18 protein-coding genes are annotated in these 15,963 nt (G+C 32.1%); 12 read left to right on the forward strand and 6 right to left on the reverse strand.

Annotated elements, in window-relative coordinates; genetic code table 11:
- Nucleotides 1–4: 4 nt before the first annotated feature.
- Entirely contained in the window at nucleotides 5–295 is a 291-nt protein-coding gene (locus QZZ51_RS08215) for a hypothetical protein (protein WP_291868460.1), read from the reverse strand.
- A gap of 196 nt (nucleotides 296–491) precedes the next feature.
- On the opposite strand from QZZ51_RS08215, the gene QZZ51_RS08220 reads away from it, so the two are divergent.
- Genes QZZ51_RS08220 through QZZ51_RS08230 form a run of 3 tightly spaced genes read left to right on the forward strand, consistent with a single transcriptional unit; the run spans nucleotide 492 to nucleotide 5,320 of the window.
- On the forward strand, nucleotides 492–2,189 hold the full coding sequence (locus QZZ51_RS08220; RefSeq protein WP_291868463.1) for a M23 family metallopeptidase: 1,698 nt from the start codon (nucleotides 492–494) through the stop codon (nucleotides 2,187–2,189).
- A 6-nt stretch (nucleotides 2,190–2,195) separates the two neighbouring features.
- The gene (locus QZZ51_RS08225; RefSeq protein WP_291868466.1) at nucleotides 2,196–4,661 is read left to right on the forward strand and encodes a TonB-dependent receptor; all 2,466 of its coding nucleotides are present in this window, start codon (nucleotides 2,196–2,198) and stop codon (nucleotides 4,659–4,661) included.
- Between the two features lie 8 nt (nucleotides 4,662–4,669).
- Nucleotides 4,670–5,320, forward strand: a complete 651-nt coding sequence (locus QZZ51_RS08230; protein WP_291868469.1) for a hypothetical protein — start codon at nucleotides 4,670–4,672, stop codon at nucleotides 5,318–5,320.
- Nucleotides 5,321–5,330: 10 nt separating this feature from the next.
- Here the strand turns inward: QZZ51_RS08230 and QZZ51_RS08235 are convergent, their stop codons facing one another.
- Nucleotides 5,331–6,479, reverse strand: coding sequence for a cysteine desulfurase family protein (locus tag QZZ51_RS08235; RefSeq protein WP_291868471.1), 1,149 nt, complete (start codon nucleotides 6,477–6,479; stop codon nucleotides 5,331–5,333).
- Between the two features lie 167 nt (nucleotides 6,480–6,646).
- Here QZZ51_RS08235 and QZZ51_RS08240 point away from each other — a divergent pair, with 167 nt between their 5' ends.
- Nucleotides 6,647–7,156 carry a hypothetical protein gene (locus tag QZZ51_RS08240; RefSeq protein ID WP_291868473.1) on the forward strand — a complete coding sequence of 170 codons (510 nt, stop codon included), beginning with the start codon at nucleotides 6,647–6,649 and terminating at the stop codon, nucleotides 7,154–7,156.
- Here the strand turns inward: QZZ51_RS08240 and QZZ51_RS08245 are convergent.
- Nucleotides 7,153–7,695 (reverse strand): Smr/MutS family protein, encoded by a 543-nt coding sequence (locus tag QZZ51_RS08245; protein ID WP_291868475.1) that lies wholly within the window; start codon nucleotides 7,693–7,695, stop codon nucleotides 7,153–7,155. The genes QZZ51_RS08240 and QZZ51_RS08245 overlap by 4 nt on opposite strands.
- A gap of 105 nt (nucleotides 7,696–7,800) precedes the next feature.
- Here QZZ51_RS08245 and QZZ51_RS08250 point away from each other — a divergent pair, with 105 nt between their 5' ends.
- From QZZ51_RS08250 to QZZ51_RS08260, 3 genes are all read left to right on the forward strand, one after another.
- Nucleotides 7,801–8,061: a DUF2752 domain-containing protein gene (locus QZZ51_RS08250; RefSeq protein WP_291868511.1), complete on the forward strand. Its 261-nt coding sequence runs from the start codon at nucleotides 7,801–7,803 to the stop codon at nucleotides 8,059–8,061.
- 13 nt (nucleotides 8,062–8,074) lie between these two features.
- Nucleotides 8,075–8,413, forward strand: coding sequence for a CCC motif membrane protein (locus tag QZZ51_RS08255; RefSeq protein ID WP_291868479.1), 339 nt, complete (start codon nucleotides 8,075–8,077; stop codon nucleotides 8,411–8,413).
- Nucleotides 8,414–8,488: 75 nt separating this feature from the next.
- Nucleotides 8,489–8,725 carry a hypothetical protein gene (locus QZZ51_RS08260; protein ID WP_291868482.1) on the forward strand — a complete coding sequence of 79 codons (237 nt, stop codon included), beginning with the start codon at nucleotides 8,489–8,491 and terminating at the stop codon, nucleotides 8,723–8,725.
- 56 nt (nucleotides 8,726–8,781) lie between these two features.
- On the opposite strand, the gene rocD is transcribed toward QZZ51_RS08260, so the two are convergent.
- Complete coding sequence (gene rocD, locus QZZ51_RS08265; RefSeq protein WP_291868484.1) at nucleotides 8,782–10,026, reverse strand: ornithine--oxo-acid transaminase; 1,245 nt, start codon at nucleotides 10,024–10,026, stop codon at nucleotides 8,782–8,784.
- A gap of 496 nt (nucleotides 10,027–10,522) precedes the next feature.
- On the opposite strand from rocD, the gene rlmD reads away from it, so the two are divergent.
- From rlmD to QZZ51_RS08280, 3 genes are read left to right on the forward strand one after another with little or no spacing between them, the layout of a single operon-like run.
- A complete protein-coding gene (gene rlmD / locus QZZ51_RS08270; RefSeq protein WP_291868487.1) occupies nucleotides 10,523–11,932 on the forward strand; it encodes a 23S rRNA (uracil(1939)-C(5))-methyltransferase RlmD in 1,410 nt (469 codons plus the stop codon).
- Between the two features lie 4 nt (nucleotides 11,933–11,936).
- A complete protein-coding gene (locus tag QZZ51_RS08275) occupies nucleotides 11,937–12,452 on the forward strand; it encodes a DUF6452 family protein (protein WP_291868490.1) in 516 nt (171 codons plus the stop codon).
- A complete protein-coding gene (locus QZZ51_RS08280; RefSeq protein ID WP_291868493.1) occupies nucleotides 12,433–13,224 on the forward strand; it encodes a DUF6048 family protein in 792 nt (263 codons plus the stop codon). Before QZZ51_RS08275 ends, QZZ51_RS08280 begins: the two co-directional genes overlap by 20 nt.
- 1 nt (nucleotide 13,225) lies before the next feature.
- On the opposite strand, the gene QZZ51_RS08285 is transcribed toward QZZ51_RS08280, so the two are convergent.
- Both QZZ51_RS08285 and QZZ51_RS08290 read right to left on the reverse strand, forming a co-directional pair.
- The gene (locus QZZ51_RS08285; protein WP_291868495.1) at nucleotides 13,226–13,456 is read right to left on the reverse strand and encodes a hypothetical protein; all 231 of its coding nucleotides are present in this window, start codon (nucleotides 13,454–13,456) and stop codon (nucleotides 13,226–13,228) included.
- A 4-nt stretch (nucleotides 13,457–13,460) separates the two neighbouring features.
- Nucleotides 13,461–14,627: a THUMP domain-containing protein gene (locus QZZ51_RS08290; protein ID WP_291868498.1), complete on the reverse strand. Its 1,167-nt coding sequence runs from the start codon at nucleotides 14,625–14,627 to the stop codon at nucleotides 13,461–13,463.
- Nucleotides 14,628–14,714: 87 nt separating this feature from the next.
- On the opposite strand from QZZ51_RS08290, the gene QZZ51_RS08295 reads away from it, so the two are divergent.
- Nucleotides 14,715–15,386, forward strand: a complete 672-nt coding sequence (locus tag QZZ51_RS08295) for a ZIP family metal transporter (RefSeq protein ID WP_291868503.1) — start codon at nucleotides 14,715–14,717, stop codon at nucleotides 15,384–15,386.
- On the forward strand, nucleotides 15,387–15,812 hold the full coding sequence (locus QZZ51_RS08300) for a DUF4268 domain-containing protein (RefSeq protein ID WP_291868506.1): 426 nt from the start codon (nucleotides 15,387–15,389) through the stop codon (nucleotides 15,810–15,812).
- Nucleotides 15,813–15,963 lie beyond the last annotated feature (151 nt).

Here is a 15,963-nt window from a genome sequence, read left to right on the forward strand (position 1 = left end):
AACATTATTCAGCGAGTTGTGCTATACAATAATCCAACTCCCTTATTAATGTATTTATTTTAAGCTTAGCTTCGGTTTTATTTGTATTACTGCCCAGCATTGAATTTGCAAGTTTAAGCGAATTATATTTTTCTTCCCACTCTGTTATACTCCTTCGAGTTACATCACGATTCACCTTAATGGCAACTAACTCCTTTTCTAACTTTTCATTAACCTGTTGTTGTACTTCTAATTTATGCAACAATTTGCTAATCTTGTTTTCTAAGGAATCAACTATTTTCACCAATTCACTCATACACAAAAATCAATGCGTTTTACACAAAGTTAACATTCATCTTAAGACTTAGCAATATTTTTTCAATTTATATTCAAGTAATACTATAAATCAATTGTAAACGTTGGATATATTACAAAGTAAAACGTAAAGGTCTACATATTTTTTTGAAGATTTTAAATCTGATTAATTACTTTCGTATTAACTTATGTATATTATGAAACACGTTTTTTTTGCATGTATCTTTATTTTACTCTTTTCTTTTACTCTTACATCCCAAACCCAATACCCGAAAGATGCTTTTAGGTCCCCTCTAGATATCCCTTTAATACTAGCTGGTACTTTTGGAGAACTGCGGTCTAACCATTTTCATTCCGGAATAGATATAAAAACCAAACAACGCGAAGGCCTTAAAGTATATGGTATTGGTGATGGTACCATAACAAGAATTAAAGTGTCTTTATGGGGCTATGGCAAAGTACTTTACATGGCTCACCCTAACGGATACACCTCTGTGTATGGACACTTACAAAAATTCTCTCCGGAGATTGAAGCTTATATTAAAAAAATACAATACCAAAAAAAATCTTATGAAGTAGAAGTCTTTCCAGATTATGGGGAATTAAAAATTACCAAAGGAGACCTTATTGGTTATAGTGGCAATACTGGTGGTTCTGCCGGACCACATCTTCATTTTGAAATTAGAAATAGTGCCACCGAAAAACCTACTAACCCCCTATTATATGGCTACGAAGTTCCCGACGCTACCAACCCTTCTCTTCTAAAATTATTTGGCTATCCTATAAGTGATAATGCACAGATTAACCAAAGCAATAAAAGAATACAACTAAACTTTAAAAAGCAAAAAGATGGTTCTTTTTTAGCTGATAAGGTAAACGCAAACGGCACCATAGGCTTTGGTTTTGTAGCTTTTGACCGCCAAGATATGGCTGCTAATAAAAATGGTGTTTATTCTGTTAATTTGTCGGTAAACGGTACTACCTATACAGATTACGATTTTGAAACCTTTTCTTTCACCGAAACAAGATATATTAATACTCTTATAGACTACGATTACTATGGAAAATATAGACAGCGGATTCAAAAATGCTTTAAAAGCCCTGGTAATAGATTAAGTATCTATAATACATTAAAAAATAACGGAAAAATAAACATTGTAGAAGGCCTATCCTATACTATAGAATTACTAATTAAAGATTTAGAGAATAACGTTACCAAGCTTATTATTCCTGTCGAGGGTAAAAAAGATATTATAAAAATTAAAAAAGAAGAAAAAAAGACTCCTAATTACATTGTAGCTAAAAAACCGAATAACTACACTGTTGGTCCTGTAAAAGTATATTTTCCATCGAACACTTTCTATGAAAATTTTTATATGAATTTAGAGAACCAAAACGATACGGTAACCATACATAATAACAAGGTTCCTGCGCATAGAAATTTCACTATAACTTTTGATGCCTCTAAACATTCCAAAAAAGAACAAAAACAACTATTTATTGCTAAGTTGTACAAAAAAGGGAACCCTAGCTACGTTAAAACCTATAAACGAGGCAACACTTTCACTACCAGAACAAAATACTTAGGCACTTATACTCTTGCAAAAGATTCTATTGCTCCAAAAATAACGCCAAAGAATTTTAAAGAAAAACAATGGTTAAATAATTACAAATATTTAACTGTAAAAATCTCCGATGATTTAAGCGGTATAAATACCTATTCTGCTACTCTTAACGGAGAATGGATATTAATGGAATATGAATCTAAAAAAAATACTTTAACGTATAATTTTGACGATAAAATCCTAACTACCAAACAATGTGTACTTAAGGTTGTTGTTACGGATAATGTGGGTAACAAAAGTGAACTAATCACTAATTTTTATAGAAAATAACATCGCTTGAAATTATTTAAGACCCTTGTACTAATTCTTGTATTGTGCTCCTTCTTTGAAGGTTTGGGGCAAACAGCAACTATTACCGGGGTAGTTTTAAATGAACAAAAAAAACCATTAGCAGACGTTAATATAAGCTCCCTAAATAATGGAACTTCTACGGACACTAACGGTTATTATAGCCTACAAATAACATCGGACCAAAAAACAAATATTACATTTTCTCATTTAGGCCATGCCGATGTAATTTTACAAAAACTAATTCTTACTACAAATGAAACTTTTGAGTTTTATCCTATTCTAAAAACAAATAATGTACAAGTAGATGAAGTGACGGTTACCGCAACTGGAAAAAAAAAGATTCCAGGTATTACAAACCTTTCTATAGAACAAATTAAAAAAATACCAGGAGCAAATGCAGGGGTAGAAAACATTTTAAAATTACTTCCTGGAGTAAACTCTAACAACGAACTAAGTACCCAATACGCTGTAAGAGGAGGTAATTATGATGAAAACCTCATATACATTAATGAAATTGAGATTTACAAACCCTTTTTAATACGCTCTGGCCAACAAGAAGGTCTCAGTATTATTAATAGTAGTTTAGTACAGAATGTTAAATTCTCAGCAGGAGGATTCCAAGCAAAATACGGAGACAAACTTTCTTCTGCTCTAAACATTACATATAAAAAGCCTGTAGAATTTGGTTCTCAAATAGACTTGAGTTTTTTAGGAGCTAGCGCTTCTATAGAAACCATTAGCAAAAATAAAAAGTTCTCCAACTTAATAGGAGCTCGCTATAGAAACAATAGCTTACTAGTTAACAGCAAAAACACAAATACCAATTTTAACCCAACCTTTGCCGATATTCAAACACACTCCACATATCAAGCTTCAAACACACTACTATTTAATTTTCTAGGAAATATATCCATCAATGACTATCAGAATGAACCGTTAACAAGAGAAACTAATTTTGGCACATTAGATAACCCACAGACTTTACAAGTATATTACCAAGGGAAAGAAAACAATAGGTTCAATACAGCCTTAGGAGCCTTAAAAGCCAGTTATTTTGCATCGGATTATATTACTCTAAAAGCCATAACTTCTATTTATCATACCACAGAAGAAGAATATTCCGATGTAATTGCCGCCTATAGATTAGGGCCACCAGAGTCCGACCTTAATGAAAACACAAATAATACGGATATTTCCACAGGAATAGGTTCCCAATTTAATAGATCCAGAAATGATCTAGATGCCCTAATATTTAATCTGGAACATAAAGGAGTATACTCCAAAGGGAAAAATATGTTGGAATGGGGAATAAAATATAGTCATGAAGATATAAGAGATCAACTACGAGAATCCCAATTTATAGATTCTACAGGCTTTACTATTAGACCTCCACAATCTCAATTTATTAATAACCAGCCTAATGAGCCATTCAATGCCCTTATTGAAGCATTTGAAGGTATTTACGCCACCAATTTTGTAAAAACTAATAGGTTCTCTGGCTATTTACAATACAGTAAAAACACCTCATGGAATACCCATAACATCTATTACAATGCTGGAATAAGAAGCCAATACTGGACAATAAGCGGAACTGGAGTACAAAAGGTATCGCAGGCTACATTTAGCCCAAGAGCACAACTAGGAATAAAACCTAATTGGAAAAAAGACATGCTTTTTAGAATCGCAACTGGAATATACCACCAACCTCCATTTTATAGAGAACTAAGAAATAGTCAAGGTATTATAAACCCTAATGTAAAGGCGCAAAAAGCTTTTCATTTAGTAGCTGGAAACGAATATAGCTTTGCATTATGGGATAGACCTTTTACTATGATTAGTGAAATTTATTATAAAAAACTATCCAATATAAACCCATATACCGTAGAAGATGTACGCATTCGTTATGCAGCAACAAACAATGCAAAAGCATACGCATATGGCGCGGAACTACGTTTAAATGGAGCTTTTGTTCCCGGAACAGAATCTTGGGTTTCTTTAGGTTATTTAAAAACAGAAGAAAATATAGATCGTAAAGGATACATATCTAGACCTACAGACCAACGATTAAAAGTAGCCGTTCTTTTCCAAGATTATGTACCTAATTTTCCCGATTTAAAAATGTACTTAAATTTAGTCTATAATACTGGAATTCCTGGAGGTTCGCCGAGTTATGCAGATCCATATATTTTTCAAAAAAGATTAAGAGATTATAAACGTGCAGATTTAGGAATTTCCCATATTTTTGTAGATGACAATAAAAAGTTCCCCAAAAGTAATTGGTTACATAATTTTAAGGAACTTAGTGTTGGGATTGAAATTTTTAATCTTTTCAATAATCAAAACTCCATTACCAATACATGGGTAAGAGATGTTGAAAGTAAACAACAATATGCAATTCCAAATTTTATGACCAGCCGTGTACTAAATATTAAATTAAGTATGCGCTTATAAACTAAGCAATGTACAAGACAATAATTTCTCTTTTTTTATTAGCATCTATTTCCTTACATGCTCAAAAAAATATTTATGAAAGTGCAAAATTTAATGAGCTAAGTAAGTCTCACAAAACCCTTGCCATATTACCCTTTTTAACTAATCTTAACTTAAAAGATAAAATTACCAAAGAAGAGCTAAAACAACTCGAAGAGAAAGAGGGCTATGCTGTACAAAACGCATTAGAAACCTATTTTTCTAATAGAAAAAAGAAAAAAAAATTCTCTGTAGCCTTCCAAAATATACAAGATACCAAGGCAATTTTAGCAAAGCATAATATTACATATCTAAACATAGACATTTACACTATAACGGAGCTAAGTAAAATACTTAATGTCGACGGTATAATTAGCGGAAACCTAGATCTCACCATTCTTTTATCTAAAGGAATACCTTCTGGCTTTAGTATTGTAGACTATTTCTTAGGAGATGCTAATTTTGGCAGAATTGGCATGAAAATTAGCGACGGAACCACTGGAAAACTCTTGTGGAAATACGAAAAAAGAATCAATAAAAAATCTGGAAAAAACACAACAGTTTTAATTGATCGTATGATGAAATTAGCTATTCGAAAATTTCCATATGAAAAAGAGAGGAAAAGAGAAAAACGCTCTTAACCTCGACTAATTATTTTTCCACAAACTTTTTCAATATAGAAATAGCATACTCTATTTCTTCTTTTGTATTATACCTTGAAAATGAAAACCGTAAAGAAGGTTTTTTAAGATCTTCTTGGGAAAGTACTTGTGTTAATACATGAGAACCCAAATCGCTACCCGACTGACAAGCACTTCCTTTAGAGCAAGCTATCCCTTTAATATCTAAATGAAACAATAGCATTAGGGCCTTTTGTTCATCTACAGGTAAACATACATTAACTAAGGTGTAGGTACTTTTTTCCATATCCCCGGAATGTCCGTTAAACGTAACTCCTGGAATTTCTCTCTCAATTGTTTCTATAAAGTGCTTCTTAAGCCCTTTTACATACTTTGTTTCCTCTTCCAGATTATCATATGCTTGCACAAAAGCTTCTTCTAAACCTACTATGTTATGAAAAGATTCTGTCCCAGCTCTAAAACCTCTTTCTTGCGACCCACCAGATATCAATGGCTTTATTTTAGAGTTCTTTTTTATATAGGCAAACCCTATTCCTTTTGGCCCATGAAATTTATGCGCAGCTGCGGTTAAAAAATCTACAGGAGTCTTTTTAACATCCCAAGTATAATGACCAACAGATTGAACGGTATCGGAATGAAGTAATGCGTTGTATTCTTTACACAATACACTTAAAGCATCTAAATCTATTTTATTCCCAATTTCATTATTAATATGCATTAAACTAACTAAAGTCTTAGAATCATCCTCAGTCAAAAGTCCTTTTAAATGCGTAAAATCGGGTGTTCCACTAACATCTAAATCCACATACTTTACAACAACACCATATTCTTTTTCTAATTCCTCTGCGGTATGTAATACGGCATGGTGTTCTATTCTAGAGGTAATTATGGTTTTAACCTCCATATCTCTAACAACGCACCTTAAAATCATATTATCCGCCTCGGTTCCTCCAGAGGTAAAAATAATTTCCGATGGTTGAGCATTTAAATACTTAGCTATGGTTTTTCTAGCACTCTCTACCCCTGTCTTAGCCGAACGACCAAAACTGTGTGTGGAAGAAGGGTTTCCATAAAAGTTACACAAGGCATCTTGCATTTTTGTTATAACACATTCTCTTACCTGGGTAGTTGCGGCATTATCTAAGTATACTTTTTCCATTCAAAATAAGATTAAAAGACCTTTGCTTTCATAACAAAAGGGACACAAAAATAATCTAATTATAACAAACTATTAATATTCTAGTCCATAATAATAAATCGTTAATTTAGACTTAAATCGAACACCCTTCTTTGTAAGTTCTCCTTTTTTTAAATTAAATTTGATGTATGAAAAAGCTTTTATTCCCTTTAACATTACTTGCCTTTTTTTCTTGCGATGATGGTGATTTACAAATAGAAACTATAGATTTTGATAGTATTACTACCATAAACGCTTGTGATACTATAAAAATTGACAAAGAAAATGTATTGTTTAAAATTAACGATACGGAAGCTTTAATTTTAGAATTACCAGTAAACTTACTTGTAAATGAATCTAGCACGGATAGTACTAAAAGCACAATTAGCTCTAGTGGTCCGTCTACACTAACCTACAGAACTTTTTCAGAAAAAGTGTCTACAGATTACTTTTGTTCTAGCATTCCTATAACTACACCTACTGTTACAGAAGAGATAGTAGCAAAAACTGGCACTGTACATATTTCTACATCCACAGCAGACAATATTACCTTTACTCACGAAATTACATTGAATGGCGTTACTTTTGAAACCTCTTCTAACAAAAGAATAACAGATTTAACTATATCTAGCTACGGAAAAATAACAACTACAAATTAGTTGTTCTGAAAAAAATAAACCTCCGTAGCTCCCATTCCATATTTTTGGTAATCGGCCTCGTAATATTTTAGGTTTTCATACCGTCTAAAAAGATATCCTAGTTCTTCTTTTAAGATACCCTCGCCTACTCCATGAATGAATACTACTTTCTGTATCCTTTTTCGCATCGCAAACTCTAGCTGCCTTTTTGCTGTTTCTAATTGCAGGTTTAGTTTTTCATAACTACTCATATTACCAGAGTTTCTAGTTAACTTATGCACATGCAAATCCACCTCCATTTTAGGTGCGCTTCTTTCCTTAGATTTTAAAACCGTATTTTTTCTTCTCTTCGGAATTTCTTTTTCAGATTTTATTTGCGCAACTTCATAGTTGGTCACCCTTATTTCTCCACCTACTTTCATTATCTCCGAATCTAAAAATGAAATAACAAAACCATTGGTATCTTCTATAGTAATTTTAGCCCCATCTATACTTAGTATAGTTCCAGAAATAACATCATCTATAGTCTCCACTATATCCCCTACTTTAAAATCACTCATTATTTTATTTTAAAAGCCCAAAAATAATAGTAATTTTCAGCATCTTTATTTATTTAACGCATGAAATTAATTATAGCCTTCCTTTTATTTAGCTTAGATGAGTTTATGCTACCTTGTATTACAAAGAAATTTATTGGAATAGATTGCCCTGGTTGTGGCTTTCAGCGCTCTTTTTCTTTCTTAATTCATGGTGAATTTATTGCTTCATTTAAAATGTTTCCCCCCATATATAGCCTTATAACCTTATTAAGTTTTCTTTTTATTCGCAATTTTATACAAATTAAATATGACAATAAAATTATATTAACTTTGACAATCACTACTGTCGTCTTTATTTTAACTAACTATATTTTAAAATTTATATAACTGACTTACTATTATGGAACAACAAAAATTACCCAATACAGGAGCTATAATTGGATTAAGTATAGCCTCCATATTACTATGCTGGTGTTATGGAGTTTTAGGCTTATTACTTTCTATTGTCGCTTTAATCTTAGCTAGCAAAGCTACTAAAGCATATAATACTGAACCAGAATTATATAGTGATTTTGGTTCCCTAAAAACCGGGAAAATATTAGCGATTATCGGAATCGTTTTAAATGTTCTTTTTTTACTTTTTATGGTATGGCTTATATTTTCTGTGATAGGTGTAGATGCTTTACAAGATGAGGAACTTATGAAAGAAAGATTAGAAGAATACATAAATAATCAATAAAAAAATGAACCAAACACAACTACCAGGAGCAAGTACTGCTTTAACTATGGGTATAATATCTTTAGTTACCTCTTTATGTTGCTGTGGGCCATTTTTAGCATTATCGGCATTGTAAATGCAAATAAAGCGGAACGCCTATACAACGAAAACCCAGGCGGATATACGGGTTACGAAAATGCTAAAACTGGAAAAATATTATCTTATGTTGGTTTAGGTTTTGCTATTATCGCCTTAATTATAGTTATAGTCTATTTTGGAATAATTGCATCCGTTATTGCCTCTGGAGACTGGGAAGCTATAAATGATATATAAAAAAATCCCCGAAATAGTATTTCGGGGATTTTTTATTTACTTCTCTTTTTTAAATATTACTTCTCGAATTGCTTCAATGTACTTGTTATAATAGATATACAATCTAACAATTCTTCTTTCGTCATCACTAATGGTGGAGCAAAACGAATAATATTACCATGTGTTGGTTTAGCCAACAATCCGTTTTCTTTCATAGCCATACAAATATCCCAAGCCGTAGAACTTTCTTCGGTATCGTTAATAAGAATAGCATTTAAAAGCCCCTTACCACGAACAGCATTCACAAGCGTACTTGTAGGAATAAATTCGTTTAATTTTTCTCTAAATAACTTTCCTAGCTCTTCTGCATTTTCGGCAAGATTTTCTTCTTCAACTACTTCTAGAGCTGCAATACCCACCGCTGCAGCTATTGGGTTTCCTCCATAAGTACTTCCATGATTACCAGGGCGTATTACACCCATAATAGCATCATTTGCTAAAATACCAGAAACAGGATAAGCTCCTCCTGATAAAGCTTTACCAAGCACTAAAATATCTGGTTTTACATTTTCATGATCCACTGCTAACATTTTTCCTGTTCTAGCAATACCCGTTTGTACTTCATCTGCTATAAACAATACATTATGCTTCTCGCATAACTCTTTTGCCTTTGCTAAATAATTTTCGGAAGGAACATATACTCCAGCTTCTCCCTGTATAGGTTCTACCAAGAAGCCTGCAATATTCTTTGTACTCTCCAAAGTCTCTTCTAAAGCTTGTAAATTATTATACTCAATCTTTAAGAAACCACTAGTATATGGTCCAAAATTAGCTCGAGCCACAGAATCATTAGAAAAAGAAATTATCGTAGTTGTTCTTCCATGAAAATTATTTTCACAAACTATTATTTGTGCTTCATTCTCTGGAATTCCCTTTACTTCATAAGCCCATTTTCTACAAACCTTTAATGCAGTCTCTACAGCTTCTGCACCCGTGTTCATTGGAAGAAATTTATCAAATCCAAAAACATCGGTTACCTTTTTCTCAAACGAACCAAGCACATCATTATAGAATGCTCTAGAAGTTAATGTCAAGGTTTGTGCTTGTTTTGTCATTGCTTCCACTATTTTTGGATGGCAATGGCCTTGGTTTACTGCCGAATAAGCAGATAAAAAATCATAATACTTTTTTCCTTCTACATCCCACACATATACACCTTTTCCTTTACTCAATACTACTGGTAATGGGTGGTAATTGTGTGCTCCGTACTTGTTTTCTAAATCTATCGCTTGTTGCGATGTTAATTGGTCTAAAACAGCCATTTTAATGAAATTTAAATTGATAAAATAACCATTCCTTATCTACCTTTATCCTTTCGAAGAACTCGAAAATTCAGCGTGGGAAAGAAATCATCCCTAAGAAAAGGCAAAATACAAAATATTTTTTCATAATGGTAATGTAAATAAAGTGACCTTTACATTTAAAATAATGTTTAAATCTTATACTCTGCCCTTTTAGGCATTTAATTAAATACATACTACTTTTTATTATTCTTACATTTTAAATATCAAAGTAACGTTATGTTTCTTTCTTATTCTTTTTGATTCCGCTTTACCAATAGTCCTTAAACCTTTTTATTTCCTGACTTATATTGGATAACCAATACCCTTCCGAACACCTTATTTAATATCATTATAGCCTATTTCTAAACATATAAGATTCTATAAAATAAAAAAGTTTACTTTTATTTAACTTAATTTAATCAGATCCTTCTTAAAGATACTATTATAAATGAAGTGCTATTCTTATTTTTGCGCTATGCGAAAAAAGAATAAGAGAGTCGTTCTTGAGAATATAGAAATTATTGATGCTGGTGCAAAAGGGAAAACTATTGGAAAAGCCCCCGATGGACGCGTTGTTTTTACGACCAATGCTGTTCCTGGAGATGTTGTAGATATACAGACTACAAAAAAAAGAAAAGCGTATTTTGAAGGTACTGCTATAAATTTCCATAAACTATCCGATAAGCGAACAGATCCTGTTTGCGAGCATTTTGGCGTTTGCGGTGGTTGTAGATGGCAAAACATGGGATATGAACACCAACTATTTTACAAACAAAAAGAAGTAGAAAATAATCTTTTACGAATAGGACATTTAGAACTTCCGGAAACTACCTCTATTCTTGGTTCTAAAAAACAATATTTCTATAGAAATAAAATGGAGTTTTCTTTTTCGGATAGTCGCTGGTTAACGTTAGACGAAATTAATTCCGGGCAAGATTTCGACAACAAGAATGCATTAGGATTTCATATTCCTGGTATGTGGGATAAAATACTAGATGTAAAAAAATGCCACTTACAAGAAGACCCATCTAACGCTATAAGAATTGCTACTAAAGAGTTCGCAGAACAAACAGAAATGTCTTTCTTTAACCCTAGAAACCAAGTAGGAATGCTCCGCACTTTAATGCTTAGAACAACTTCTACGGGTGAAATAATGATCCTAATTCAATTTTACGAAGACCATACAGAAAAGAGAGAGGCTTTATTAAACCATTTAAAAGAGACTTTCCCTGAGATTACTTCTTTGCAATATGTAATTAACGCCAAACAAAACGACACTATATATGATCAAGATATAGTTTGTTTTGCTGGTCGTGATCATATTATAGAAGAAATGGAAGGTTTACTATTTAAGATAAACGCAAAGTCTTTCTATCAAACCAATTCTGACCAAGCGTATGAGCTTTATAAAATTACTAGAGATTTTGCTGGCTTAACAGGGGAAGAATTAGTATACGATTTATATACTGGAACTGGAACTATTGCACAGTTTGTTGCTAAAAATGCAAAAAAAGTTATTGGTATAGAATCTGTACCCGAAGCTATTTTAGATGCTAAAGAGAATGCTAAAAACAATAATATAACCAATACCGAATTTTATGTTGGTGATATGAAAAATGTTTTTAATGAAGCGTTTATAAATGAACATGGACGACCTGATACTATTATTACAGACCCACCAAGAGATGGTATGCATAAAGATGTAGTACAGCAAATACTGAATATTGCACCTAAAAAAATAGTATATGTAAGCTGTAATAGTGCAACACAAGCAAGAGATTTAGCACTAATGAAAGAGTTTTATAAAGTTACTAAGGTACAACCTGTAGATATGTTCCCACAAACACACCATGTGGAAAATGTTGTACTTTTAGAAAAGATATAAATATATGGTTAAGTTAAGAGTTTTAGGAGTACTACTTGTTGGTCTAATATCATTTTTAGCCTGTGAAAAAGATGATATTTGCGTAGATGGAGATACGCCACTTTTAGTAATAGAGTTTTACGATACAAATGACTCTACTACATTAAAAGTAGTTCCTAAACTGAGAGTAATTGGTTTGGGTAAGGACATTACTGCTATCGATAAAGACAGAACCGATTTAAACACCATTTCCATTCCTCTCAAAATAACAGAAACCAGCACTTCTTTTAGTCTTATTAAGAACTCCGCAGACACATCTGACACAGATAATACCGATACTGGAAATATAGACACACTGACCTTTACTTATGAGCTTTCTGACGAATATGTTTCCAGAGCCTGTGGATTTATTGCCAATTATAATGGTATTACAGCAGCTCTTACAACAGACTCTGATAATTGGATTAAAGGAATTGAATTTATTGCTACGGATATAAATCTAGAAAATATAAATACCACGCATGTTAAAATATATCATTAGTCTTTTCTTTACTATTAGTAGTATTGGTTTGTATGCCCAAAGTAAGCCGATTGACACTAATCCCAAAGACACGGTTGTATACAAACAATCTTATGGATTAAGAGTAGGTATAGATCTTAGCAGACCTATTCTAACTTTTACAAATGATGATTACGATGGATTTGAAATTGTGGGAGATTATCGCCTAACTCAAAAATTATACATAGCAGCAGAATTAGGGAACGAAACGAACACTAAACAAGAAGAATTAGGTCCTAATAATGAAAACACCACAACCTCTCCTTTATATAATTTTACAACAAAAGGTAATTATATTAAACTAGGAATAGACTATAATACTTATGCCAACTGGTACGGAGAACACAATTCTCTTTTTATTGGCGCTAGATATGCCTATGCAAATTTTTCGCAAACTGTGAATAATTACAGTATCTATAACAGTAGTAGGTATTGGGATGCGGATGATTTTACAGTAGGTTCCAATACACCCGAAGAATTTAGTGGACTTTCGGCACACTGGCTAGAAGCTGTTTTAGGTGCCAAAGTAGAACTTTTTTCTAACCTCTATCTTGGTGCCAGTGTTAGAATTGGCCTACTTATTAACGACAAAGACCCAGACACCTCTAGATTTAATAACTTATGGATTCCTGGATTTAATAAGGTTACCGACAACAGTTCCTTTGGAGTAGGTTATAATTACTCTATCTCTTACTTTATCCCTTTATACAAAAAAGCTAAAAAAGAAAAAATAAAAGAAGAAATAGAAGAGTAATTTATAATTCTTTTATTCCTTTTTTTAAAACCCACTTCATTACCATCTTCTCTTTAGCCCCTATTGTTTCTAGTGCAAATTTTGGCGCAAAAATATTCGCAATTACAGCGGATATTACTGCTAAAATTAATCTTTGTAGCGGAACAAAATAACCTAGCAATAGTCTGCTTAGTATAAATATAGCAGCAAAACCAATAAAATTATAAAGAAGTACTTTATGTTTTAATTTCATTTCTCTATTCTTCTTTATTTTGATATTTGGCTTTTTTACTTCCAGAATACATAACGTACTTCACCAGTTTAGATTCTAAATGGCTATTAAATACTTTTATCTTTCTAGATGGTCTAAGTCCAACAAATTTTAAGGCTTCTAAATTCGATGTAATAAACCAAGCTTCAGTACCTGGGTATTTTTGTTTTAATGTATCTCCTATCGAAGCATAAAAGTCTTCCATATCAATATCTAAACGCTCACCGTATGGTGGATTAAACACCATGTGCAATGGGTTCTCTGTGAATTTTTTGGTTTCAAAGAAATTCTTTCTTTCTATAGTTATATACTCCGAAAGATTGGCATTCTCTACATTATCTTGCGCCTTACGAACCGCAGATGGAGCTTTATCATAGCCAACAATTTTATAGCTAAAATCACGTGTTTTATTTAAACACACATCCACTATTGTCTCAAAAAGTTTTTCATCAAAATCTTCCCATTTCTCAAATGCAAATTCTTTTCTATTAATATTAGCAGGAATATTGCAAGCAATCATAGCCGCCTCTGTCAACATGGTACCACTACCACACATAGGGTCTAAAAAATCTGACTGCCCTTTCCATCCACTTAACAATAGAAGTCCTGCTGCTAAAACTTCATTAATAGGAGCTATATTGGTTGCTGTTCTATATCCTCTATGATGCAAAGACCTTCCAGAACTATCTAAAGAAATATTACAATGCTCGTCATGAATATGAACATTGATACGCATATCTGGGAATTTAACATCTACATTAGGCCTCTCCCCATCGGTATCTCTAAACTTATCTACTATTGCATCTTTTACCTTTTGCGATACATATAAGGAATGTGTAAAATTATCAGACTTTGCAGTTGTATCAATAGCAAAGCTAGTATCTACAGTTAAAAACTCCCCCCAATCCATAGCATAAACCTTTCTGTACAATTCGTTTTCATTCCTAACGGAAAAAGAATGTATGGGTTTAATAATTTTTATAGTAGTTCGTAAACATAGGTTAGCTTTGTACATAAAACCGGTATCTCCTTCAAAAGAAACACTACGAACCCCTTCTACTACATTTAAAGCTCCTAAATCTCTTAATTCTTTCGCTAATATCTCTTCAAAACCAAATAAGGTCTTTGCCAGCATTTTAAAATTATTGTTCATAGTATCTGTAAAAATTCACACAAAAATACACTAATTTTAAACCCTATAAATTTTTCAGTACTATATAAAATTAAGCAAAGCTAATTCATGACCTATATACTACCCATCTTAGGGGTTTTACTAAGTTTTTTGTTTGTCTATCTTACCAAACCAAAGAAAAAAGAGAATTTTAAACTCCTACTAGCTTTTAGTGGGGCATTTTTACTTGCCCTTACTTTATTTGAGCTATTCCCTGAAGTTTACGAACATGCCGACTCTAAAAAAATTGGTGTATTTGTAATGCTCGGCATATTATTACAAATATTTTTAGAATTCTTTTCTAAAGGAGCAGAGCATGGCCATGTACATGTAGAAAAAGAGTCCTCTAAATTCCCTTGGTTACTTTTTATAAGCCTCTCTATACATTCTTTATTAGAAGGTTTTCCCATTGAACATAACCATACGATGCTCTATGGTATCTTAATACACAAAGTACCAATTGCTATAATACTCAGTATATTCTTATTAGAATCCAAAATAAAGCTAATCCATGCTATCTTCTTTATTTTACTTTTTGCATTTATGACTCCTACAGGAAGTTTTATAGCTGCTAATTTTGAGCTTTCTCCAGAACACTTCGCTATGATTAACGCCTTAGTAATAGGGGTGTTTTTACATATTTCCACCGTTATTCTTTTTGAAAGTTCGGAAGGGCATAAATTTAATTTACGCAAAATAATTGTCATTATACTAGGAATACTAATCGCCTATATCTTATAAATGTTTAGCAAAGAAGAATCAAAACGCTTAAAACAAGATTTCTGGATATCCTTTGGAAAATCCTTTCCTAGGAAATGGACTTTGTATGATACAAAAATTAAAGGACTAACTTTTAAATTTCAGTTTAATTTAAAAATTGCAGAAGTATCTATAGAAATAGACCATAACAACTTAGAAACGCGTATAGAATTATGGGAAAAATTAATTTCATTAAAAAACATAATACAAGAAGAATACTTACCAGAAGCAATTTTTAATGACTCCTTTATTTTAAATGGAGATAAAGAAATTTCTAAAATTTATATTCAAAAAAACGATGTTTCTATTCATAACAGAAACACTTGGCAAGAAACAATGGTTTTCTTAAATACAAACATGAATCTTATAGAATCTTTTTTTGAAGATTACAAAGACATCCTTTCTTAATACATATACAAACCATTATTACTTTATTTAAATAATGAGTTACTAAAATAACTCGGGTCAAGCGTAAAACTTGGGGACAAAGTTTAAAATTATAACTTTGAACTCAATTATATACTTTAAAATTTGAACTCAAACTTAGCTAAATATTTAC

Source organism: Maribacter sp. (assembly GCF_016744255.1).
In the GTDB taxonomy this organism is placed as follows: Bacteria; Bacteroidota; Bacteroidia; order Flavobacteriales; family Flavobacteriaceae; genus Maribacter_B.